Below are 22,758 nucleotides of genomic sequence, written 5' to 3'. Positions count from 1 at the left end.
CCGACGTCGCCGGGCACGTGAGCACACGGCAGTACGCGAGCACAGCAGAAAGCACGCAACTGAGCACTCGGCAATGAGCAACGCGTAACACGCAACGCGCAACGCATTGCAATGCGCAATCGCAACCCGTAACGACGCAGGACGGGAGGCGGTGTCCGTCGGCAGGGACGGGACACCGCGGACTCGCTTCCGTCCGCAGCGAGATCCCCTCCGGGAGCCGCTGTGCCGCGCGGGGTGGCGGGCGCCGGACAGATGTCCGGACCCGGTGCCCCGCGCGGCACGTTTTTTCCCGCCCCCCCCGGGGCGCACAGGGACGCTCCGCGCGCCCCGGCGCACGGACCGGGCAAGCTTGTTACGACCATTCGCCAGCGCGGTGATGACCGCTAGTGGCAGGCTGCTGACCATCAGTACGGATCAGCGTGGAGGTGCAGTTCCTGTGGTGGCCAACGTCAACCCCACCGTCAGACGCCGCCGTCTGGGTTCGGAGCTGCGCAAGCTCCGTGAGGAGAAGGGGATGACGGCCGAGGAGGTCGCGGCCCGGCTCCTGGTCTCCCAGTCCAAGATCAGCCGTCTGGAGAACGGCCGCCGCAGCATCAGCCAGCGCGACGTCCGCGATCTGTGCGGGGTGTACGGCGTCGAGGACGTCCGTATCGTCGAGTCGCTGATGCAGATGGCCAAGGAGTCCCGCCAGCAGGGCTGGTGGCACGCCTTCGGCGACATCCCTTACAGCGTCTACATCGGACTGGAGACCGAGGCGGCGAGCCTGCGGGTCTTCGAGCCCCAGGTGGTGCCCGGCCTGTTGCAGACCCCGGGGTATGCCTCGGCGATGATCGCCGGCAATCTGCCGGAGGCGACACCCGAGCAGGTCGAGAAGCGGGTCAGCGTGCGGATGCGCCGGCAGGAACGAATCACCGACCCCGACGGGCCGCTGCGGCTGTGGGCGGTGGTGGACGAGGCGGCACTGTGCCGCAAGGTCGGCGACGCGCAGATCATGCGCGAACAGCTCGATCGCCTGCTGGAGTTGAGTCATCTGCCGCATGTCACGGTTCAGGTGCTGCCGTTCGAGGCGGGCGCGCACCCGGGACTGAGCGGGCAGTTCGCGGTGCTGGAGTTCACCGACGCCACCGACGCGACGGTCGTCTATCTGGAGGGCGTGAACAGCGACCTGTATCTGGAGAAGGACACCGATGTGCAGGCGTACAGCGTGATGTACGAGCACCTGCGGGCGCAGGCCCTGAGCGCCGAGGCCACCCGGCAGTTCATCGGCGACGCGGCGCTGCGGTACACATGAGGCAGCCGCGCTGAACCGGTGCTGATGCGGTGCCAGACGGGGACGCCCCGGGTGAAGGCGGTCAAAATACTCTATCGCACAGCCAACTGGCAACGGTTGCATTGAATATGCCACCTGGTCGGGTGAAGAGCCCACCCTGTCAGTGATGTTGGCTAGTAGCGTCGAGCGCAGTCAGGTAGTGGTGTACACCTCATCTCCACGGCTCGATGCCTTGCGGAGTACACCCCCGCCGCCGTCACCAGCACAGACCGGAGCAGAGATGGCAATCAAGCTGGGCAGTACCCCCGCGTGGCGGAAGTCCTCGCGGTCCACCGGAAACGGTGCCTGCGTAGAAGTGAAGTCCCCCGCTGTCGCGGCGGTCGTGGTCCGCGACTCCAAGGACCCGCAGGGTCCGGTGCTCACCTTCTCCCCCGAGGCGTGGTCGTCCTTCGTCTCCGACGTGGACCACGGTACGTTCGACCTGCGCTGATCCGCAGGCCACGCCGGTTCCGACCGCAGCACCGCAACATCGCAGCACCTCAACACCGCAGCACCGCAACAGCCCTCTCGACCGGCCGCCGTCCTGGCCGAGAGGGCTCGCTGTGTTTCCGGCCGCCGACCGGATCGTGAAAAGTGCCTGGACAGTACAACGATTCTTCGTAGGCTGCAGCACATGACGACGACCGCCGCAGCCGCTGCCGCAGCACCGCCCGCACTCGCCGCCCGCGCACGCGAGGTCGCCGCCTCGCCGGTCCGGGAGATCCTGGCGCTGACCGCGCGGCCCGAGGTGATCTCCTTCGCCGGCGGGCTGCCCGCGCCCGAGCTCTTCGACGCGGCGGGCCTCAGGGCGGCGTACGACCGCGTGCTGGCCGAGCGGCCCCGCACGGTGCTGCAGTACTCGACGACCGAGGGCGATCCCGCCCTGCGGGCCGCGGTGGCCGCCCGGCTGACCGGGCGGGGGCTCGCCACCGACGCCGACGACCTTGTGGTGACGGGCGGTTCGCAGCAGGGCCTCGCGCTGCTGGCGACCGTGCTGCTGGAGCCGGGCGACGTGGTGCTGGTGGAGAGCCCGACGTATCTGGCGGCCCTGCAGTGCTTCGGCTTCGCGGGCGCCCGGGTGGTGCCGGTGCCGACCGACGAGGACGGGGTGCTGCCGGACGCGCTGGAGGAGCTGGTGCTGCGCGAGCGGCCCAAGCTGCTCTACCTGATACCCGACTTCCAGAACCCGACCGGTCGCACACTGCCCGCGGAACGCCGCCGCGCGGTCGCCGAGGTGGCCGGCCGGCACGGGCTGTGGATCGCCGAGGACGACCCGTACGGGGAGCTGCGCTTCGAAGGCGACCGGCTGCCGTGGATCAGCTCCCACGAGGCCGCCGCGGACCGTACGGCGCTGCTGGGCAGCTTCTCGAAGGTGATGGCGCCCGGGATGCGGCTGGGCTGGCTGCGGGCGCCCGCAGCGCTGCGGCGGCCCTGCGTGATCGCCAAGCAGGCGGCGGATCTGCACACCTCGACGGTGGACCAGGCGGCCGCCGCCCGCTACCTCGCCGACAACGACCTGGACGCGCATCTGGACCGGGTGCGTACGGCCTACCGGGCACGCCGCGACGCGCTGCTCGCGGGGCTGCCCGCCGTGCTGCCGGCCGGCAGCACCTGGAACAGGCCCGAGGGCGGGATGTTCGTCTGGGTGCGGCTGCCCGCGGGCCAGGACGCCACCGCGCTGCTGCGCACCGCGATCACGCACAACGTCGCCTATGTGCCGGGCGCCCCCTTCTACGCCGCCGAGCCGGACCCCGCGACGCTGCGGATGTCCTTCACCACGCACACGCCCGAGGAGATCTCCGAGGGGCTGCGCCGCCTCGCACTGTCCTTCGGCTGACGGTCCGCCAGCTCGCCGCGCCCTCCCCTCCGTGCCGTACGGGACCCGCTCCCGTACGGCCGCTTCGTCATGCCCGCTTCCGCACCAACCGTGCAGCCGGCGTACATTCCCGCGTTCCCGCGCCCAGCGAAGTGCCCGCTCATGGTGGGTTGGCTGTCGTGATCATCACAATGCCGCGGACAGTAAAGAGCAAGTAAAATCGTTCGGCTTTCTGACCTGGATTCAGACTCTTGAACGCTGGAGCCCTTGACCCGCCGTCAGAACCAGGGGTTCAATCCCGGAAGTCCCCACTCCCGCACGGGGGCGACCCGCCCGGACGAGCGCAACAGCGAAGTGCGTTCCCGTTCACAAGGCGGACCCCCTGGAGGGGACAATGAACAGTCTCGACTGGACCGTGCTGGTCGCCTACTTCGGCGTCATGGTCGCGATCGGCGTGTGGTCGCACAAACGCGTCGACACCGTCAGCGACTACTTCACGGCGGGCGGCAGGATGCCGTGGTGGCTGTCCGGCATCTCGCACCACATGTCGGGCTACAGCGCGGTCATGTTCACCGGTTACGCGGGCATCTCCTACAAGTACGGGATCACCTCGTACGTCACCTGGGCGCTGCCCATTGCCATCGGGGTCGCCATCGGCGCCAAGCTCTTCGCCCCGCGGCTGAACCGGGTGCGGTCCCGGCTGCACGTCTCCTCACCGCTGGAATACCTCAAGAACCGCTACAACCTGACCACGCAGCAGGCGCTCGCCTGGTCCGGAGTCCTGCTCAAGATCGTCGACGTCGGCGCCAAGTGGGCGGCGATCGCCACCCTGCTGTCGGTCTTCACCGGCGTCACCATCACCCAGGGCATCGTCATCACCGGCTCGATCACCGCCGTCTACTGCACCGTCGGCGGGCTGTGGGCCGACGCGCTCACCGAACTCGGCCAGTTCGTCATCCAGCTGGCGGCCGGCCTGGCGATGCTGGTCGCCGCGCTGAACAAGATCGGCGGCGTCAGCGGCATCTGGAACGTCTGGGACGAGCCCGCGCTGCGCCACCACGGCCACCCCACCGCCGGTCCTTACACCACCGTCTTCCTGATCGCGTACCTCTTCATCAAGACCTTCGAGTACAACGGCGGCATGTGGAACCAGGCCCAGCGGTACATGGCCACGGGTTCCGCCAAGGAGGCCACCCGCGGCGCCATGCTCTCCTCGGCGCTGTGGTTCGTATGGCCCGTCGTGCTCTTCTTCCCGATGTGGATCTCCCCGCTCCTGGTGCACGCCAAGAAGCCGGACGGCTCCGACTCCTACGGGCTGCTCGCCGAACAGCTGCTGCCGCACGGGCTGCTCGGCCTGGTCGTGGTCGGCTTCTTCTCGCACACCATGGCCATGTGCTCCTCCGACGCCAACGCCATCTCGGCGGTCGTCACGCGGGACATTGCGCCCGCCTTCTCCCAGCAGGCCCGCGACTGGACCACCCGCGTCGGCCTGATCGCCGCCCGTGTCACGACGCTGGCCTTCCTCGGCCTGTCCATGGCCGTCGCGACGCAGGTCAACTCGCCGACGTTCAAGGACATCATCACCGTCGTGATCAAGTGGGTCGCCGGCCTCATGGGACCGATCGCGATCCCCTTCATGCTCGGCCTGCTCCCCCGCTTCCGCCGCTCCGGCCCCACCGCGGCGCTCACCAGCTGGGCGCTCGGCCTGCTGGCCTTCTACCTGCTCAACTACCCCATCAACGACGCGATCTCCGGCGGCGTCAACCTCGAGTACCAGATCTCGCTGCCGCTCGCGGTCTCGCTGGTGCTGTACATCGCCATCGGCTGGATCAAGCCGGAGGACACGCCGGAGCGGGACGCCCTCCTCGCGAAGATCAACTCCGACGGCGACGACTCCGTGGCCCTTCCCGAGCCGAAGGGTTCCGACGACGAGACGCTGCGGCCTGCGGCCAGCACGGAATAGCCCACCGAGCCGGCGCGGGCAGTCAGCCGCGCCCTTCCCCGCGCCCATGACGGCTCGCCCACTTCCCCGACAGGGCGAGCGCCGCTCCGGGGCGCGGGGAATGCGGGCCGGGGGGCACCCCGGGAGGAGCTACGCGGCGGGGTAGCGGTCGAGCCACGCGGGGCTGGCGCCCGAGGGGCCGTGCAGGGCGGGCGCCTGCGTCATCTCCATGGCGAAGTCGTCCGCGAGCTGGAGGATCGTGGCGCGGCCCTCCAGCTCCGCGATCCACGCCGGCGGCAACGCCGTCTCGCCGTGCTGGACCCCCAGCAGATTCCCGCAGATCGACCCGGTGGAGTCGCTGTCGCCCGAGTGGTTGACCGCGAGCAGCAGCCCGTGGCGTACGTCTTCGGCGACCAGAGCGCAGTAAACGCCGATCGCCAGCGACTCCTCCGCGGTCCAGCCCTCCCCCAGCGCCTCCACGCGCTGCGGCGACGGCATTCCCTGCCGTACGGCGCCCAGCGCGCTCTGCAGCGCGTCCGTGGTCTCCTGGTGGCCGGGGCGGGCGCCGAGCAGCGCCAGGGCGTGCTGGACGGAGCCGTCCAGCGCCTCGCCGCGCGCGAGCCCGTGGATGATGACGGCGAACGCGCCGGCGGCGAGCTGCCCCGTGGGGTGGCCGTGGGTCTGCGCGGCGCACTCCACCGCGAGCTGGAAGACCAGTTGCGGCTCCCACCCGACCAGCAGCCCGAACGGCGCCGAGCGCATCACCGTGCCGCACCCCTTGGAGCCGGGGTTCTTCGGCTCCTCCAGGGTGCCCATGCGGTCGTCGGACAGGCCGCTGAGGCACGCGTTGCCGGGCGCCCTGCGCGCGTAGAGCCACTCCTCGCGGGCCAGCCAGCCGGCGTCCTTGCGGCGCTCGTCGGGTCCCCACTCGCTCTGCGTGGTCGCCCAGCGGCGGTACGCGCGGTGGATGTCGGTGGGCGGGTGCCAGACGCCGGTGTCCCGGCGCACCTGCGCGCGTATCAGGCCCTCGACGGTGAACAGCGTCATCTGCGTGTCGTCGGTGACCGCGCCGCGCCGCCCGTAGGCGGTGACATAGTCGGTGACACCGTCGGGTCCGTGGTTGCCCTGGATCGCGTCGAGGGACTCGAACTCGATCCCCGCGCCGAGCGCGTCACCGATGGCCCCGCCGAGCAAGCAGCCACGGACGCGGCTGCGGAAGTCCTGCTGCTGCGCGCGTCCCCAGACAGCGGTCAAAGCGGTCCCCTTCGATCTTCCCCCGATCCGAACCCGTTCTGCGCCTGCACGATAGCCGACGTCGCCAGAAGCGGAAGGGGTGCACGAGGTAGGTGAGGGTTGTCCCGGAAGGCCCGCGTCCGGGGAGATGGCGCCATATCTCCCGGAGCGCGCTCCGGCGCACGGCAGCACCCCGACACGCCCTCCGGGGGCGGGGAGCCACCCGACGGGCCCGCCACCGGGCGCCCCGGTCAGAGCGTGGCGCGGAGCCGGGCGAGGAGGGGTGCCATCGCGCCGTGAGGCGCCGCCGGAGCCGCGTCGAGGGCGGCGAGGTCCCGGGCGAGGACCGCCCGCACCGCCCACGGCGTGGACACGGCGAGCAGCGCCGCAAGGTGGACGCCCGCGTCGTCCCACCGCCCGAGCCCGCACGCCACCATCGTCCGCCAGACCTCGGGCGCGATCCCGTCCGGCTCCCCGGCCGCGCGCAGTGCGAGCCATCGCGGGCGTGCGGCGGGGAAGCCGTCCGCGAGGGCGGAGAGCAGCGCCCGCTCCAGCGCGGCCCCGCCGTGCCCGGGGGCCAGGGCGTCGGCCTGGTCGAGCGCGGCGGCCGCGTCCGCGTACCGGCCCTCCTCCCGGTGGCAGACGGCCAGCGTCAGCAGGTCGTCGAGGGTGCGCGGCCCGGCCTCTTCGAGTGCGGCCCGCGCGGCGGCGACGTCGCCGGTGAGCACGAGCAGTTGGGCCCGCCTGCCGTGGAACCACGGCGGGACGGGGCCGAGTTCGGCTAGCCGTCCGAGGTCGTCGAGGGCGGCGGCGGGCCGCCCGAGCCACACGTGGATGCGCGCGCGGGCGATCAGCGCGTCGTCCGCGCCGGGTTCGAGTGCGAGCAGCCGCTCGAAGGCGTCGGCGGCCTCCGGCAGCCGGCCGGCGTCGACGAGGGCGAGCGCGCGCTCCTTGGCGGCGCCCGGATTCGCCGGGTCCTGCGCGCAGGCCCGGTCCGCTGCCGCGAGCGCGTACTGAGGGCGGCCGGCCAGCCGCAGCAGCCGGGCGCAGTGGGTGAGGGTGTCGATGTCGGCCGCACCGCCGTGCTCGACGGCCCGGGTGAAGGAGTCGGCGGCGTCGGCGTACTGTCCGAGCGCTTCGAGGGCGAGCCCGCGCCCGGTGAGCACCCAGGGGGCGGCGTCGGGCCGCCGGGACAAGGACGCGTCGAAGTCTGCAAGCGCTTCCCGGTTGTTGCCGAGCCGCTGGCGGACGAGGCCGCGCAGGGCGAGGGTGTCGGCGTCGGGCGCCGCCGCGGCGATGCACTCCTCGACGTCGGCCAGGGCCTCGGCGGGGCGGTCGAGGTGCAGCAGCGCCATGGCCCGGAAGACGAGGGCCGCCCCGGCTCCCGCGGGGTCGTCGGCTACCGCGGTGTCCAACTCGGCCATGGCCTCGGCGATCCGGCCCGCCTGCAGCAGCGCGCCGCCGCGCTGGGCGCGTACGGTCGACGCCTTCGGGTCCGCGGGGTCGGCGGCGAGCGCGCGGGCGTAGTCGGCGGCGGCTTCCGCGGGCCGGCCCAACGTCCAGTGGGTGGCGCCGCGTTCCGAATACAGCAGGAATGTACCGAGCCCGAGTCTTTCCGCCCGGTCGTAGTCGGCGAGCCCCGCCGCCTGCCGCCCGGCCTGCCGCTGCGTCCATGCCCTGATGGCGTACGCGATCGCCCGCCGCTCCCGGTCGAGCCCGCCCCGCTCAAGAATCATCGAGAGCACTCCGACGGCCCGCTCGGCGTCCGCGGCGAACCCGCGCTCCATTACCGCGCCTTCGCCCATTCCCGCGCTTTCGCCCATTGCGGCACCCTCGCCCATTGCGGCGCCCTCGCCGGACCCGCCAACGCCTCGGCCCATTGCCGCGCCCTGGCCGGGCAGGCCGTTCCCGCGACCCATTGCCGCGTCCTCACCGGCCGCGCCGGATCCCCCGCCAGGCAGCGCCGTTTCTGGTCGGCGCGCCGGCGGGACGGTGGCTCGTGGCGCAAGCTGCGGGGGTGGCGTGGCGCCGTAGACCGCGGTCAGGGACCGCGACCACTGCGCGGGTTCCGGCACGTCCGCGTCCGTGGACGCGGCGGTGAGCATGCGCAGCCAGCGGCGGGCCGAGTCCGGTCCTGCCGTGCAGGCGCGGGCGACGTGGAGGAGGGTGTCGGGGAGCGCCGCGCGGGGGTCGGCGCACAGCAGGTGGTAGCTCTCGTGCAGGCGGTAGTCGCGCCAGGTCGCGTCGGCCCACAGGTCGCCGCCGCTCCTGCCGCGCCCCGCGCGCTCGCACCAGGACCCGTACGCCGCCGCGAGGCGCTCGTGCCGGTCGCGCCAGCGCTGCGGGGAGCGGGTGCGGAGCAGCCTGAGCATCTGGCCGCGGACGATGTCGTGGTAGCGGGCCTGCCCGCCGGCCTCGTCGACGAAGGGCAGGCCGCGCAGCCAGTCGTAGCGGTCGGCGGCCGCGGGGACGTCGTCGCCGACCGCTACGCGGTAGACGTCCTCGTCGAGCTGCAGCGGGAGCGCCGCGGCAAGGACGGCGTCGCGGGCCGCGGGGTCGCGTTCCCATGCCAGGAAGCGCTCCACGGCGGTGTCCGCCGGGTCGCCGACCGCTTCGGGGCCGCTGGGCCGGGTCGCGGCCAGGGTGCTGACCAGCAGCGGGAGGCGGTCGGTCAGCCGCAGCACCACCTCGACGACGGCCTCGTCCGTGACGCCCTTGGCGGCGAGCAGCTGCCGCGCCTCCGCCTCGCTGAGGGGGCCGAGCGGCAGCGGCGTGACGAGGTCCAGGTAGTCGGCCCAGCCGACCGGGTCGAGGGCGCCCTGCCCGGCGAGGGTGACGACGACGTTGGCGGGCAGCGCACCGTACCGTCCGTGGACGAACAGCTCGCGCAGCCAGCCGTCGAGTGCGGGGCCGGTGCGCTCGTACGTGTCGAAGAAGAGGGCGAGCCAGCGGGCGCCGGACGCGGCCGCGGCGAGGTCGGCGGTGAAGACCGGGCTCAGGACGGCGACCGGGTCGAGGAGCAGCTGGAGGTCCTGCCCGTTGCGGAAGCGGCTGCTGCCGGCCGCGCGTAACCGGTCGACGCCCTCCGCCACCCGCCCGGGGTCGACGGCGCCCGTCACCAGGGACAGGCCCGGCACCAGTCCGAGCCCGGCAAGTCCCGCCTGGGCGACGACGGTGCTGCCCGCGGAGGGCGACGCGGCTCCTGCCGCACCCACGGCGTCGGCCTCGTAGCGGCGCTGCCGGTAGGTGGAATAGAGCCGGTCGAAGGCCTTGAGCGGGCGGTCCTGCCCCGCCAGGCCGGCGGCGACCGCGGCCATGGCGGCGGGCACGGTCATGGCGGCGGGCACGGTCATGGCGTCCTCGTCCGCGGTGGCGGTGAGTGCGCCGCGGGCGCGGGCCTCCTGCGCGAACCGGGCCAGCAGGGTCGACTTCCCGACGCCTCCGGGGCCGTGGACGTGGAAGAGGAAGTGGTGCGTCTCGTCGCCGGGGTCGGTGTCGAGATTGCCGAGCAGGACGGCCAGTTCGTCGCGGCGGCCGACGAAGGCGCCGCCGCGACGCCGCCGCCGCATCCCGTCCTGCAGTGAGACCTGCTCGCCGGCCACGCCCTGTCCGCTCCCGTCAGCGCTCGCCCTGCCTCCGCCGCCCGTTCAGTCCCCCAGCACCGGCAGCAGCTCGGGAAGGTGGCCGTCGGAGGCGAGGCCGGCCGCGATGCGCTCGGCGGGCACCTCACCGTACAGCGTGGTGCGCTGCCGGGCGGGGCGCCCGGCCGCCTCCGCGATGGCGACCAGGTCGCGGATGGACCGGTAGGAGCCGTAACCGGAGCCCGCCATACGGGAGATGGTCTCCTCCATCAGCGTGCCGCCGAGGTCGTTGGCACCCGAACGGAGCATTTCGGCCGCGCCCTCCGCGCCGAGTTTCACCCAGCTGGTCTGGATGTTGGTGATGTGCGGGTGCAGCAGCAGGCGGGCCATCGCGGTGACGGCCCGGTTGTCGCGGGCGGTCGGCCCTGGGCGGGCGATCCCGGCCAGGTAGACGGGCGCGTTGGTGTGGATGAAGGGCAGCGTCACGAACTCGGTGAAGCCGCCGGTGCGCTGCTGGATCTCGGCGAGCAGCCGCAGGTGGCCGAGCCAGTGGTGCGGCTGGTCGACGTGGCCGTACATCATGGTGGACGACGAGCGGATGCCCAGCTCGTGGGCGGTGCTGACGACCTCGATCCAGGTCGCGGTGGGCAGCTTGCCCTTGGTCAGGACCCAGCGCACCTCGTCGTCGAGGATCTCCGCCGCGGTGCCGGGGATCGAGTCGAGGCCCGCCTCCTTGGCGGCGGTCAGCCAGTCGCGGATCGACAGCCCGGTGCGCGTGGCGCCGTTGACGACCTCCATCGGCGAGAAGGCGTGCATGTGCATGCCGGGGACACGGGCCTTGACCGCCCGAGCGATGTCGAAGTAGGCGCTGCCCGGCAGGTCGGGGTGGATGCCGCCCTGCATGCACACCTCGGTCGCGCCGACCTCCCACGCCTGCTGGACCCGGTCGGCGACCTGGTCGAGCGAGAGGGTGTACGCGTCGGCGTCGGTGCGGCGCTGCGCGAAGGCGCAGAAGCGGCAGCCGGTGTAGCAGACGTTGGTGAAGTTGATGTTGCGCGTCACGATGTACGTGACCTCGTCGCCGACGACGTCCCTGCGCAGGTCGTCCGCGATCCGGCACAGGGCGTCCAGGGCGGGGCCGTCGGCGTGCAGCAGGGCGAGCGCTTCGGCGTCGGTGAGCTTCGTCGGGTCGTCCGCGGCAACGGACAGCGCCTTGCGGACGTCGGCGTCCACCCGGTCGGGCACCATGCCGGGCGCGGCCTGCTCGCGCAGTTCGGCCCAGTCGCCGTAGACGTCGTCGAAGTCGTCCCTGCGGTCGGCGGTGCGGCCTTCGGTGTCGATCGTGCGGTGCAGGTCGGTGCGCCCGCCTGCCGCGGGGAAGGCCTCGTCGGGCTCCTGCCAGGGCCGGCCCTCGACGACGGCGTCCTCCCGCGCCAGCCCGGTGTCCGGGTCGGCGAGCGCCCGCACGTGCGGGACCAGGCGCGGGTCGAGCCAGGGCTCGCCGCGCTGCACGAACTCCGGGTAGATGGTGAGCCTTTCGCGCAGCGTGAAGCCGGCCTGCGCGGTACGGGCGGCCAGGTCGTCGATCTGCGGCCAGGGGCGCTCGGGGTTGACGTGGTCGGGGGTCAGCGGCGAGACGCCGCCCCAGTCGTCGATGCCCGCCGCGATGAAGCGGTCGTACTCGCCGTCCACGAGGTTCGGCGGCGCCTGGATGCGGGCCGCGGGGCCGAGCACCACCCTTGCCACGGCGATCGCCGCGGCCAGCTCCTCCAGCTCCGCGTCGGGCATGCCGCGCATCGCGGTGTCCGGCTTGGCCCGGAAGTTCTGGATGATCACTTCCTGGATGCCGTGGTAGCGGCGGGCGGTGCGGCGGATCGCGAACAGCGACTCGGCGCGCTCCTCGTACGTCTCCCCGATGCCGATCAGGATGCCGGTCGTGAACGGCACGTTGGAGCGGCCGGCGTCCTCCAGGACCCGCAGCCGCACCGCGGGCTCCTTGTCGGGCGAACCGAAGTGCGGGCCGCCGCGCTCGGACCACAGCCGGGTCGCGGTCGTCTCCAGCATCATGCCCATGGACGGCGCGACCGGCTTGAGCCGCTGCAGGTCCGTCCACGACAGCACCCCGGGGTTGAGGTGCGGCAGCAGCCCGGTCTCCTCCAGCACCCGCACCGACATGGCGCGCACGTACGCGAGCGTGTCGTCGTAGCCGTGCGCGTCCAGCCACTCGCGCGCTTCGGGCCAGCGGTCCTCCGGGCGGTCGCCGAGCGTGAACAACGCTTCCTTGCAGCCCATAGCGGCGCCGCGCCGGGCGATGTCCAGCACCTCGTCAGGGGAGAGGTACAGGCCGTGGCCCTCCCGGCGCAGTTTGCCGGGCACCGTGACGAAGGTGCAGTAGTGGCAGGTGTCCCTGCACAGCCGCGTCAGCGGTATGAACACCTTCCGCGAGTACGTGATGACGCCGGGCCTTCCCGCCGCCTCCAGCCCGGCGTCCCGCACCCTGGCCGCGGTCGCGGCCAGCCTGTCCAGGTCGCCGCCGCGGGCTTGCAGCAGCACGGCGGCCTCGCCCGTGTCGAGGGCGACACCTTCCGCCGCGCGGTGCAGGGCGCGGCGCATGGCGTTGGCGGTGGGCGGCTCCAAGGTCATCCCCCGAGCATAGGTCGCCCCTGCGACAGACGTCCTCCGACGGGCGGGCGGGTCACCGCCACCTCAAAAGGGCATAGCCGCCCGTAGGGGACAACCGGCCGGCGGTGGGGGGTTTAGGCGACGGTGCACCTGCCCACAAGGTGGGGGTTACTTCGGCGTCACCCGCCGGGGTAAACGTGACCGCTATGGACCGACGCGACGTACTCAAACTCTCCGCACTGGCCGGCACGACCACCGTGCTTACGCTGGCCCCCGTGAACTTCGCCGCAGCTTCCGACCCCTCCGGTTCCGCCGGCTCCGCGGGCCCTGCGTCAGGTCAGGACCTGACGAGGACCGTCACCGGCCACCTCCCCACCGGAGTGGCCGACTTCGTGTACCTGCCCGTCGAGGTGCCGCGCGGGGTGCGGCAGATCGCGGTGTCGTACAGCTACGACCGGCCCGCCGTGCCGGCCGGCACCCTCGGCAACGCGTGCGACATCGGCATCTTCGACCAGCACGGCACCGCCCTGGGCGGGCGCGGCTTCCGCGGCTGGTCGGGGGGCGCGCGCACCGAGTTCGCGATCAGCGCGGAGGAGGCCACCCCCGGTTATCTGGCCGGGCCGGTCGAGGCGGGCACCTGGTACGTCGTCCTCGGGCCGTACACCGTGGCGCCGCAGGGCCTGGACTACACGGTGACCGTCACCCTGACGCCCGGCGAGCAGGGCCGCACCCCGAAGCCGGACTACCCGCCGGAGCAGGTCGCCGGCCGCGGCCGCGGCTGGTACCGCGGCGACTGCCACCTGCACACCGTGCACTCCGACGGCAAGCGCACCCTGGAGCAGCTGGCCGCGCTGGCCCGGGCGGCGAAGCTGGACTTCATCAACTCCAGCGACCACAACACCAGCGCCGCGCACCCCTTCCTCGGCCCGCTGGCCGGCGACGACCTGCTGATCCTCACCGGCGAGGAGGTGACCACCCGCAACGGCCACTACCTGGCGATCGGCCTGGACGGCGGCGAGTTCGTCGACTGGCGCTACCGGGCGCGCGACGAGGCCTTCGACTCCTTCGCCCGGCAGATCCGCCGCGCGGGCGGCATCGTGGTGCCGGCCCACCCGTACGGCACGAGCCTGGCCAGCCAGTGGAAGTTCGGCTACGACAACGTCGACGCCATCGAGGTCTGGAACGGCCCCTGGACCACCGACGACGAGCTCTCCCTGCTGACCTGGGACAACCTGCTGACCGGCGCGGTCCGCCGCGGCGACGGCCACTGGGTGCCCGCGATGGGCAACTCCGACGCCCACCGCGACCCCGACGTCGTCGGCCTCCCGCAGACCGTCGTGCTGGCCGACGGCCTCAACCGCCGCGCCCTGCAGGCGGGTATCAGGGCCGGCCACTCCTGGATCGCGGAGAACGCCGCCGTCCAGCTGTCCTTCACCGCATCGGGGCCGCACGGCGAGCACGCGGGCATCGGCGACCGGCTGCCGGTCGCGCCCGACGCCGAGGTGACGGTGACCCTGACCGTCTCCGGCGTCCCCGCGGACTCGCTGCTGCGCCTGGTCTCCGACGAGGGCCAGGTCTTCGCCTCCGCGCTTCCCGCGTCGGGAACGGTCAGCTGGCAGACCACCGCCTCACTGGCCGCCTACGTCCGCGCCGAGGTCCGCCACCCCGCCCCGGCGGGCACCCCGGCCGGCATCCCCGGCCCCGCCGCGGCAATCACCAACCCGATCTGGCTCGGCCGCGAGTAGCCCCGCGAACACCCGCGCCCGGCACCGCCGCCATGTGGCAGTGTCGGGCACGGGGCGCGCGCAGGCGGCGGGCGCCGACGGATCGAGGTCGGTGCGCGTGCCGGAAGCAGCCAAAGCCCGTGACATGTCGCGGCGTTCCCGGTTGACCACCCATGGAGCCGTCTCCACGGCACTGGCCCTGCACAGCGACCGCGCCCTGCGGGACGCCGTCGAGGCGGCGGCGCCGCTCGGCTCCGGCATCGGCGGCAGCACCGCGCTGCTCGACGTCGGCGGCACCGAGGTGTTCGTGAAGCTGGTGACGCTCACCGAGCGGGAGACACGCCCGGAATCCGCCCGGTCCACTGCCAACATCCACGGTGTCCCCGCCATCTGCCACTACGGCTTCGGCAGCAGCCCGGGCTTCGGGGCGTGGCGCGAACTCGCCGTGCACACCATGACCACGGACTGGGTACTCGCGGGACATTGCGCCGGATTCCCGCTGATGTACCACTGGCGGGTGCTGCCCGGCACCGCGCCTGCCGCTGTCCCCGCGGAACTCGCCGACGTGGACAGCGTCGTGGCCTACTGGGGCGGCGACGAGGCGGTCCGCCGGCTGATCGGGGAGCGCGGCGGGGCGACGGCGAGTCTCGCGCTCTTCCTGGAGTACATCCCGGAGAACCTGAAGGACTGGCTGCCGCCGCGGTTGGCGGCCGGCGGCCGTACCGCCGACCGGGCCTGCACCATGGTGGCGCGCGAGCTGGCCGCTCTCACCTCGTTCATGAACTCCCGCGGGCTGCTCCACTTCGACGCCCACTTCGGCAACATCCTCACCGACGGCCGGCGCCTGTACGCCACCGACTTCGGCCTCGCCCTGTCCTCGCGCTTCGAACTGGCCGAGGAAGAAGCCGCCTTCTTCGCGCGCCACCAGGCCTACGACCGCGGCTACACCGTCACCTCGCTGGTCCACCGGCTGATCGCCGCGCTGTACGAGCCGCGCGAGGCGGAGCACGACGCGCTCCTGCGCGCCTTCGCCGCCGGCGCCCGCCCCACGGGCATCCCGGCGCAGCCCGCGGCGTTCATCGCCCGGCACGCCCCGCTGGCCGCGGTGCTGACCGACTTCCGCCGCACGCTGCAGCAGGACGCCCGGACGCCGTACCCGGTGGAGTCGGTACGGCGCCTGGAGGGCGGCTGACCCGTGCGGCTCGCGGTCTCAGGCAGGGCGCAGGCGGGTCGCGTCGGGCCAGGACATGCGGAATTTGGACGGTGTGCCGTTCAGGCAGGCCGGGTCGCCCGCCGGGGCGCCGACGAGGGTCGTCCCGACGTGGGCGGCGCCCAGCGCCTTGTAGAACGCCTGGGCGGGCGTGTTCTGCTCCAGCACCCACAGGTACAGCGCCGGGGACTGCGCGCCGGCGACGGCCTCCTGCGCGGCGCGGGTGAGCAGGGCGCGGCCCACTCCCGTACGCTGCCGGGCCGACGTCACGTGCAGGTTGTCGACCAGGGTGCCCCACTCGGGATCCTCGTCGAGGACGACGTGGACGAAGCCGAGCACCTCCGTGCCGTCCTCGGCCAGCAGCGTGCGCGTGCCCTCGGGCGCGGCAAGGCGCCCCGACCAGACGGCCAGCCGGTCGGTGAGGACATCGCCGTCGAGATAGGCGTCGGAGTACGCCCCGCGGTAGTGGCGCCGCCAACTGTCGGCGTGCAGCCGCGCCACCGCCGCCGCATCGCCGGGTCCTGCCGTACGGAACTGCGCTGCCATGCCGCTCCCCCTGCTTGCTCGCCTGCCGGATCCGCCCCGCAGTCAACAGCACCGCTGAGCAGGGCGGCGAGCGGATTTCGCCGGCTCGGCACCAGGTGGGATCCGCGGCCCGCCCGATGTCAGCCGGTCACCCGGACCGGCAGCAGGATGCGCCACACGGCCTCCTCCAGGCCGTGCACCGCCGCGATCCAGCCGACGTTCTCCTCGTCCGTGCCGAGCCGCACGGCCTGCGCGAGTTCGGTCATCACCTCGGCCAGGTCGCCGTGGCACATTGCCGCTTCGAGCCGGCCGCCCGCCGGGCCGTCGTCGTGGTAGCAGTGGTACGCGGGGGCGCCGCGCAGGACGCCGACCGGGCGCCACTGTGTGGCCAGCCGCCACACCGGTTCCCCGCCGACGCGTACGCCGTCCGCCTCGACGACCTGCGTGCGGTTGCGGTCGACGTCGAGCGCGTGCCAGCCGTCGGTACCGGTGAGGACCAGGTCGGGGGCGCAGCGCTGGACGGCGCGCGGCACCGTGTGGATGGCGCCGGGGGTCGTCAGCACCAGCGGGACCGCGGCCATGCCCGCGTAAAGGCAGCCGAAGAAGGCGCCCGCAAGGTCGGGGCCCTCCGGATAGACGAGCAGCACGCGGCTGCCGGGGCTGAGCAATGTGCCGAGCCGTGCGGCGATCGCCCGGGCACGCCGGTCGAGTTCGGCGAAGCTGCAGCCCGCGGTGCCCACCGCCGCGCCCGCCCGGCCCTCGAAGGGCAGCTCGGGAACCATGGTCGGGTGCCGCTCCGCGCGCCGGCGCAGCAGCGGCCCGGGCAGCCGGCCGCCGTCCCCGGCGACGGGCCACGCACCGCCGCCGCCACCGCCGCCGGTCCGCGACCTGCGCGGCTTGCTGTGTTTTCCGCCGCTCATAGCAGCGGTCTCCCGCGGCCCGGCATATTGCGGCGCGTACGTCGTACCCGGCGGCTGCGCTGCGTGCAGCCGCCGTACGGACTCGCGCTGCGGCCGCCCGAACCAGCCGGACTGCCCGCCCAGCGAGCCGTCGAGCGCACCCGTACCGTCGAGCGCCCGGGCCGCGTAGGCCGTGTCGGGTGGGCCGCCGCCCGGCCCGTACGACCCCGCTCCGCGGCCGTCGGCCGCGTGCCGACCCGGCGCATCAGGTGCGCCGGTACCCCGTACCACCGTCGGGCGCGGGCCACCCGCGATATCCGCACACTTCGCACACATCGCGGCTCAGCTACCCGTCCTGTCGCGCAAAGCCCCACGCCTCGATCCATCCCCACACACCACAACCTCCGCGCACGCACAGACGGAATATCAAATTCGGCCCAACTTCTGCCGTTGGGCCGGTTAGGAACCCGCATGGGGTGACCTGGGGCGGCCCGACACGGCAAACTGACACGGACGGGGCTGAACGCACTGCTCCGCCGACGAGTGCCGTGCGGACAACTGTTCCGTTCGGCGATGAATGATTGATATACGCGCGGAGAGCCGACCCGGCCCGGCAATGTCGTGACCGGTGCGGCTCTCGCAGGCGGTTCAGGGGGCAGGGATGGGAAGCGGGACGGAACCGGGCGGCGGCCTGCGGTTCGCGGTCCTCGGACCGGTGCGCGCCTGGCGCGACGACGAGCCGATCGCCACCGGCGCACCCCAGCAGCGCGCGCTGCTGGCCGTGCTGCTGCTCCGCGGCGGACGTACGGCGACCGCGTCGGAACTGCTCGACGCCCTGTGGGGCGAGAAGCCGCCCAACACCGCGCTCGCCGCCCTGCGTTCGTACGCCTTCCGGCTGCGCAAGGCGCTCGGCTCGCAGACCCTGGTCACCGAGTCGGGCGGCTACGCGATCCAGATCCCGGTCGAGGCGCTGGACTCCACCCTGGTCGAGCAGCTGGCCGCGGAGGCGGAGAAGGTGCGCCAGGCCGACCCGGCGCAGGCCCGCGACCTGATGGTCAGCGCCCTGGACCTGTGGGAGGGCGAGCCGCTGGCCGGCCTGTCAGGACCCTTCGCCGAGACCCAGCGGGTCCGGCTCGCGGAATGGCACCTGAGCCTGATCGAGGTGCGGCTCGAACTCGACCTGGAGATCGGCGCCCACGCCGAGGCCGTCTCCGAGCTGACCGCGATCACCGCGGAGCACCCGCTGCGCGAACGGCTGCGCGCCCTGCTGATGCTGGCCCTCTACCGCAGCGGACGGCAGGCCGAGGCCCTCGGCGTCTACGCCGACACGCGGCGGCTGCTCGCCGACGAGCTGGGCATCGACCCGTCCGCCGAGCTGAGCGAGCTGCACCAGCGCATCCTGGAGGCGGACACCGCCCTCGCCCCGCCGCAGGGGGCCGCCGCACCGGGCGCACCGGAGATCCTGCGGCCCGCGCAGCTGCCCGCCACCGTCTCGGACTTCACCGGTCGCGCCGCCTTCGTCCGCGAGCTGGGCGAGCAGCTGGCCGGGGCGTCGCAGGGCAGCGGCGTGATGGCGGTCTCCGCCGTCGCGGGCATCGGCGGCGTCGGCAAGACCACGCTGGCCGTACAGGTCGCGCACGAGGCCCGCGAGGAGTTCCCCGACGGGCAGCTCTACGTCGACCTGCAGGGCACCGGGCCGCGGCCGGCGGAACCCGAGGCCGTCCTGGGCTCGTTCCTGCGCGCCCTGGGCCTGCCCGACGCGGCGATCCCCGAGTCTCTGGCCGACCGCGCCGCCCTCTACCGCTCCACCCTCGACGGCCGCCGCGTCCTCGCGCTGCTCGACAACGCCTACGACGCCGCGCAGATACGCCAGTTGCTGCCCGGCACCCCCGGCTGCGCCGCGCTGGTCACCAGCCGGGTGCGGATGGTCGACCTGGCGGGCGCGCATCTGGTCGACCTCGACGTGATGTCGCCCGAGGAGTCGCTGCTGCTGTTCACCCGTATCGTCGGCGAGGAGCGGGTCAACAGCGAGCGGCAGGCCGCCCTCGACGTCGTCGCCGCCTGCGGCTTCCTGCCGCTCGCGATCCGTATCGCCGCCTCGCGGCTGGCCGCCCGCCGCACCTGGACGGTGTCCGTCCTGGCCAACAAGCTCGCCGACCACCGGCGCAGGCTGGACGAGCTGCGGGCCGGCGACCTCGCGGTGAAGGCCACCTTCGCCCTCGGCTACGACCACCTCTCCCCCGCGCAGGCCCGCGCCTTCCGGCTGCTCTCGCTGCCCGAGGGTCCCGACATCTCGCTGGACGCCGCGGCGGCCGTGCTCGACCTGGACCGCTACCACACCGAGGAACTGCTCGAAGCGCTGGTCGACATCAGCCTCATCGAGTCGGCCGCGCCGGCCCGCTACCGCTTCCACGACCTGCTGCGGCTCTACGCCCGCGAGCGCGCCGAGGCCGACGAGACGGCCGAGGACCGCTGCGCGACGCTGTCCCGGCTGCTGGACTTCTCGCTGGCCTCCGCGGTGTCCGCGTACGCGCTGGAGAACCCCGGCGACCGGATCATGGACCACCTGACCCCGACCAGTCACCCGGGCCTGGCCTTCGGCACCAGGGAGGAGTCCCTGGAGTGGCTGTTCTCCGAGGCCCAGGGGCTGCTGGCGACCGTGCAGCAGGCCGCCGGCGGCGGCTGCGAGAGCTTCCTGCGCCGCGCCGTCGACGTGCTGCTGGCCACCCAGGACCTGATGGAGTCCGGCGTCTACGCCCGGCAGTACGAGCAGGCCGTACGCGCCCTGGTGGTCACCGCGCAGGACTGCGGCGACACCCTGGTCGAGGGCCGCGCCCGCTTCTGGCTGGGGCAGCAGCTGCGGCTGTCCGGCAGGTTCGAGGCGGCGGAGGACGAGGCCAAGCGCGCGATGCTGCTGGGCCTGGCCGCCGAGGACCCGATGACGTGCAGCTACGCCCCGAACCTGCGGGGTTCGCTGGCCCACGTCGACCATCGCTTCGCCGAGAGCGCCGACTACCACACCACCGCGCTCGAAGCCTTCAGGGCGGACGGCAACAAGCACGGCGAGGCGTCGGCGCTGAGCAACCTGGCGCGCGCGCAGCAGAACCTCGGCGACACCGAGGCCGCGACGGCCACCGCGGAGCGGGTCGTGGCGATCCACCGGGAGCTGGGCGCCGGCTTCCGGCTGGGCAACGGGCTGTACACCATGGGCGTCACGCTCACCGCCGCCGACCGCCTCGACGAGGCGCTCGACTGCCTCACCGAGGCGCTGGACATCTTCCTCGCCGTCCGGCAGCAGTTCTGGGAGGGCATGACGCTCTTCCGGCTGGCGCAGGTCCACCTGGCCGCCAAGCGGTGGCGGCAGTCCGCCTCCCACGTCGAGCAGGCGCTGGCCATCCTGCGGGAGACCGGCGGCGAGTGGCGGATGGCCAACGCGCTGACCGTGCTGGGCCTGGCACTTGACGGAATGGGCCAGGAGATCCGCGCGCACGCCTGCTGGCACGACGCGCTGGCGATCTTCACCCAGCTGGGCTCACCGGAGGCCGCCGACGTGCGCCGCCTGCTCGGCGACGAGGACCACGACGAGCCGCGGACGTCGTTCGCCGTCTAGCAGATCGACCCTTTATCGCTCAACTGATGCCGTTTATCAGTTGATTATCGCGGGGTGCCAGGATTCCATCACTGCACGAGCTGCCCGCTCGGTGGTGCACGGGGGTCGCTGCCGGGCGGGCGTCACGACGGTACGTCCCCACACGCACAGCACACAGGAGAGCACGATGAGCGCAGACCAGCCGAAGACGCCGAAGGCTCCGACGCACGACGGCGGAACTGTCGACCCGGACAACGTGTACACCGACAGCACCCCGGAGACGGCCGCCGAGCCGTCCACCGCTCCGGGCACCGTGAAGCCGACCAACGTCTACACCGACGGCACGCGCCAGTAACCACTGAGGCGCCCATTGAGACGTCCGCTGACGGGAGCGGTCGCACGGGGGAACCGGGGGGGAACCGGGGGAACCGGGGGGGAATACGGGGGACCAGGGGGGCAGCCCGGGAGGGGGAATCGTCCGCGGATCAGGGCCGCGGACGAACGCCCCGGGCTCGCAGGAGCAGACTGACCGCAGCTCGGAGGGGACGCTGCGGTCAGTCTGCTCTTTGCCGTGCCGACCCTGCTGTGCTGACCCCGCTGTGCTGACTCCGCTGTGCCGCCTGGCGTGGCAAACCCGATGCACCCGGCGTAACCTCGGGGCCCGAGGGGGCTGAGTACGCGGAAGAGAGCGGTGCCGCCGGATGCTCCGCAACATCCCCGGCTCGCGCTCCTCGCGCTCATCGGAGCGGTGTCCGCCGTCCGGATCCCCTTCCGTTTCCGGCAGGGCGGGCGCCACGGGTCCGGCAGCACGGGTGGACGGCCTCGTCACCGGGGCCGGTGCCACGCCCGCGGCCGCGGCCCTGCTCGGCTCCCTCTTCGCTCTCCTGGGCTACGCCCTGCGGGACGACGCCCCGGTCCCCTTCGTCGCGTCGAGCGCGTACACGCAGCGGTCCTTGGAGCAGGCGTAGACCACGCCGTCCGCGCTGACCGGCGAGCCGGTGATCTCGCCGCCGGTCTCCAGCCTCCAGCGCAACTGCCCGCCCTGCGCGTCCACCGTGTAGAGGCAGTGGTCCTTGGACCCGAAGTGCACCCGGCCGTCGGCGACGGCGGGCGACCCGACGACCTCGCCCTGCGCCGCGAACCTCCACCGCGGGGTGCCGTCGGACGCGTCCAGGGTGTAGAGCGCGCTGCCCGCGCCCAGATGCACCGCGCCGGCCGCCACCACGACCGGCTCCACGGACTGCCGCGGCTCGGTGGCGATCCGCCACCGCTCCCGCCCGCCGGCCGGGTCGAGCGCGTAGACCGTACCGAGGTGGTCGGCGACGTAGACCCCGCCGCCCGAGGACCCGGAGGCCGCCACGTACGCGGGCGGCGCGAAGATCACCGCGGGGGCGTCGAAACGCCAGCGCTCGGTGCCGCTGCGGGCATCGAGCGCGAGCACCCGGGTGCCCGCCGTCAGGTAGACGACGCCGTCCTCGACCACCGGCCTGGTCGGCATCGCACCGGCCGCGCCCGGCTCACCGACCGGGTACGACCACATCTCCGCCCCGGTCAGCGCGTCCACCGCGTGCAGCTGCCCGCCGCCCTGGTAGTACACGGCCCGGCCGACGACGGTCGGGCCCGAGTCCGGCGACTCGAACTCCGTCTGCGCCCCGCCCCGCTCCCACCGCAGCATCCCGCGGCCCGCGTCCCACGCCTGGACCCCGCCGCCCCGGGTGCCGGTGACGACGGTGCCGGCGTCGGTGCGTACCGCGTAGACCCAGCCGTCGATGGGCGTACGCCACCGGTCGCTGCCGTCCGCCGCGTCCAGCGCGAACAGGCTCGGCCCGTCGGAGGCGTGGATACGCCCGCCGGCCACCGCCATCGTCCAGGCCACGTCCCGGGTCTTGAACTCGCGCCGCCCGCTGGCCACATCCAGCGCGTGCACCTCGAAGGACGTGACGTACAGCAGCCCGCCGGCCACCACCGGGGTGCCCCACACGTCGTTCGACATCCGGAAGCGCCAGGGCCGCCACTCCGCGGACGGTGCCGGCGCCGTCGTGCCCTGCGCGGGGACCGCGGCCTGCGCCGGGTCGCCCGCCCGGTGCGCCCCGGCTCTGCGGCGGACCCATTCGGTGCCGGGCGCGGCCCCGCTCACCGCCTTGTGCTCGGCGGCGTCCGCGACCCGCAGGCCAGGACCGATCGGCGCGGACCCGGCGAGCTGCACCGGCTCTGCCGCACCGTGCCGGCTGTGGTTGCCGTCGGTGCCCGGCGCGTGCGCGGGGACCGGCGGCGGCTGCGCGGGGCGCGGCGGCAGCCGGTCGGGCTC

Annotated in this window: 14 protein-coding genes; 8 read left to right on the top strand and 6 right to left on the bottom strand. The window is 73.4% G+C overall.

What is annotated here, in order from left to right; genetic code table 11:
* The first annotated feature begins 436 nt into the window (after positions 1–436).
* The 4 genes from NFU81_RS39470 (at position 437) to NFU81_RS39455 (ending at position 5,088) form a co-directional block, all read left to right on the top strand.
* Entirely contained in the window at positions 437–1,291 is an 855-nt protein-coding gene (locus NFU81_RS39470; protein WP_251501823.1) for a helix-turn-helix domain-containing protein, read from the top strand.
* Positions 1,292–1,550: 259 nt separating this feature from the next.
* Positions 1,551–1,760, top strand: coding sequence for a DUF397 domain-containing protein (locus tag NFU81_RS39465; protein ID WP_251501820.1), 210 nt, complete (start codon positions 1,551–1,553; stop codon positions 1,758–1,760).
* 183 nt (positions 1,761–1,943) lie between these two features.
* Positions 1,944–3,146, top strand: a complete 1,203-nt coding sequence (locus NFU81_RS39460; protein WP_251501817.1) for an aminotransferase-like domain-containing protein — start codon at positions 1,944–1,946, stop codon at positions 3,144–3,146.
* Positions 3,147–3,519: 373 nt separating this feature from the next.
* Positions 3,520–5,088 (top strand): sodium:solute symporter family protein, encoded by a 1,569-nt coding sequence (locus NFU81_RS39455; protein WP_251501814.1) that lies wholly within the window; start codon positions 3,520–3,522, stop codon positions 5,086–5,088.
* A 129-nt stretch (positions 5,089–5,217) separates the two neighbouring features.
* Here NFU81_RS39455 and NFU81_RS39450 read toward each other — a convergent pair whose 3' ends face one another.
* From NFU81_RS39450 to NFU81_RS39440, 3 genes are all read right to left on the bottom strand, one after another.
* Positions 5,218–6,321, bottom strand: a complete 1,104-nt coding sequence (locus NFU81_RS39450) for an ADP-ribosylglycohydrolase family protein (RefSeq protein ID WP_251501811.1) — start codon at positions 6,319–6,321, stop codon at positions 5,218–5,220.
* Positions 6,322–6,551: 230 nt separating this feature from the next.
* Positions 6,552–9,902 (bottom strand): tetratricopeptide repeat protein, encoded by a 3,351-nt coding sequence (locus NFU81_RS39445; RefSeq protein WP_251501808.1) that lies wholly within the window; start codon positions 9,900–9,902, stop codon positions 6,552–6,554.
* A gap of 45 nt (positions 9,903–9,947) precedes the next feature.
* On the bottom strand, positions 9,948–12,524 hold the full coding sequence (locus NFU81_RS39440; protein WP_251501805.1) for a bifunctional FO biosynthesis protein CofGH: 2,577 nt from the start codon (positions 12,522–12,524) through the stop codon (positions 9,948–9,950).
* Between the two features lie 185 nt (positions 12,525–12,709).
* Here NFU81_RS39440 and NFU81_RS39435 point away from each other — a divergent pair, with 185 nt between their 5' ends.
* Positions 12,710–14,248 carry a CehA/McbA family metallohydrolase gene (locus NFU81_RS39435; RefSeq protein WP_251501802.1) on the top strand — a complete coding sequence of 513 codons (1,539 nt, stop codon included), beginning with the start codon at positions 12,710–12,712 and terminating at the stop codon, positions 14,246–14,248.
* A 124-nt stretch (positions 14,249–14,372) separates the two neighbouring features.
* A complete protein-coding gene (locus NFU81_RS39430) occupies positions 14,373–15,419 on the top strand; it encodes a BUD32 family EKC/KEOPS complex subunit (RefSeq protein ID WP_251501799.1) in 1,047 nt (348 codons plus the stop codon).
* Between the two features lie 18 nt (positions 15,420–15,437).
* Here the strand turns inward: NFU81_RS39430 and NFU81_RS39425 are convergent, their stop codons facing one another.
* Positions 15,438–15,983, bottom strand: a complete 546-nt coding sequence (locus tag NFU81_RS39425) for a GNAT family N-acetyltransferase (RefSeq protein WP_251501796.1) — start codon at positions 15,981–15,983, stop codon at positions 15,438–15,440.
* Positions 15,984–16,102: 119 nt separating this feature from the next.
* A complete protein-coding gene (locus NFU81_RS39420; protein WP_251501793.1) occupies positions 16,103–17,152 on the bottom strand; it encodes an AMP-binding protein in 1,050 nt (349 codons plus the stop codon).
* 370 nt (positions 17,153–17,522) lie between these two features.
* Between NFU81_RS39420 and afsR the strand changes: the two genes are divergently transcribed.
* Together afsR and NFU81_RS39410 are read left to right on the top strand one after the other, a co-directional pair.
* Positions 17,523–20,471, top strand: coding sequence for an SARP-family global regulator AfsR (afsR, locus tag NFU81_RS39415; protein ID WP_251501790.1), 2,949 nt, complete (start codon positions 17,523–17,525; stop codon positions 20,469–20,471).
* 166 nt (positions 20,472–20,637) lie between these two features.
* Positions 20,638–20,805, top strand: coding sequence for a hypothetical protein (locus tag NFU81_RS39410; protein ID WP_251501787.1), 168 nt, complete (start codon positions 20,638–20,640; stop codon positions 20,803–20,805).
* A 534-nt stretch (positions 20,806–21,339) separates the two neighbouring features.
* Here NFU81_RS39410 and NFU81_RS39405 read toward each other — a convergent pair.
* Positions 21,340–22,758 (bottom strand): outer membrane protein assembly factor BamB family protein (locus NFU81_RS39405; RefSeq protein WP_251501784.1); only part of this gene is annotated, 1,419 nt, incomplete at its 5' end.

Source organism: Actinacidiphila cocklensis (genome assembly GCF_907177275.1).
GTDB lineage: Bacteria > Actinomycetota > Actinomycetes > Streptomycetales > Streptomycetaceae > Actinacidiphila > Actinacidiphila cocklensis.
The sequence above is the reverse complement of the archived record's forward strand: the minus strand, read 5'-3'. Positions and strand labels throughout refer to the sequence as shown.

Coding starts and splice junctions, on each gene's coding strand:
- NFU81_RS39410 (WP_251501787.1), top strand. CDS start 20,638: ATGAGCGCAGACCAGCCGAAGACGCCGAAGGCTCCGACGCACGACGGC.
- NFU81_RS39440 (WP_251501805.1), bottom strand. CDS start 12,524: ATGACCTTGGAGCCGCCCACCGCCAACGCCATGCGCCGCGCCCTGCAC.
- afsR (WP_251501790.1), top strand. CDS start 17,523: ATGGGAAGCGGGACGGAACCGGGCGGCGGCCTGCGGTTCGCGGTCCTC.
- NFU81_RS39430 (WP_251501799.1), top strand. CDS start 14,373: ATGTCGCGGCGTTCCCGGTTGACCACCCATGGAGCCGTCTCCACGGCA.
- NFU81_RS39460 (WP_251501817.1), top strand. CDS start 1,944: ATGACGACGACCGCCGCAGCCGCTGCCGCAGCACCGCCCGCACTCGCC.
- NFU81_RS39455 (WP_251501814.1), top strand. CDS start 3,520: ATGAACAGTCTCGACTGGACCGTGCTGGTCGCCTACTTCGGCGTCATG.
- NFU81_RS39435 (WP_251501802.1), top strand. CDS start 12,710: ATGGACCGACGCGACGTACTCAAACTCTCCGCACTGGCCGGCACGACC.
- NFU81_RS39465 (WP_251501820.1), top strand. CDS start 1,551: ATGGCAATCAAGCTGGGCAGTACCCCCGCGTGGCGGAAGTCCTCGCGG.
- NFU81_RS39425 (WP_251501796.1), bottom strand. CDS start 15,983: ATGGCAGCGCAGTTCCGTACGGCAGGACCCGGCGATGCGGCGGCGGTG.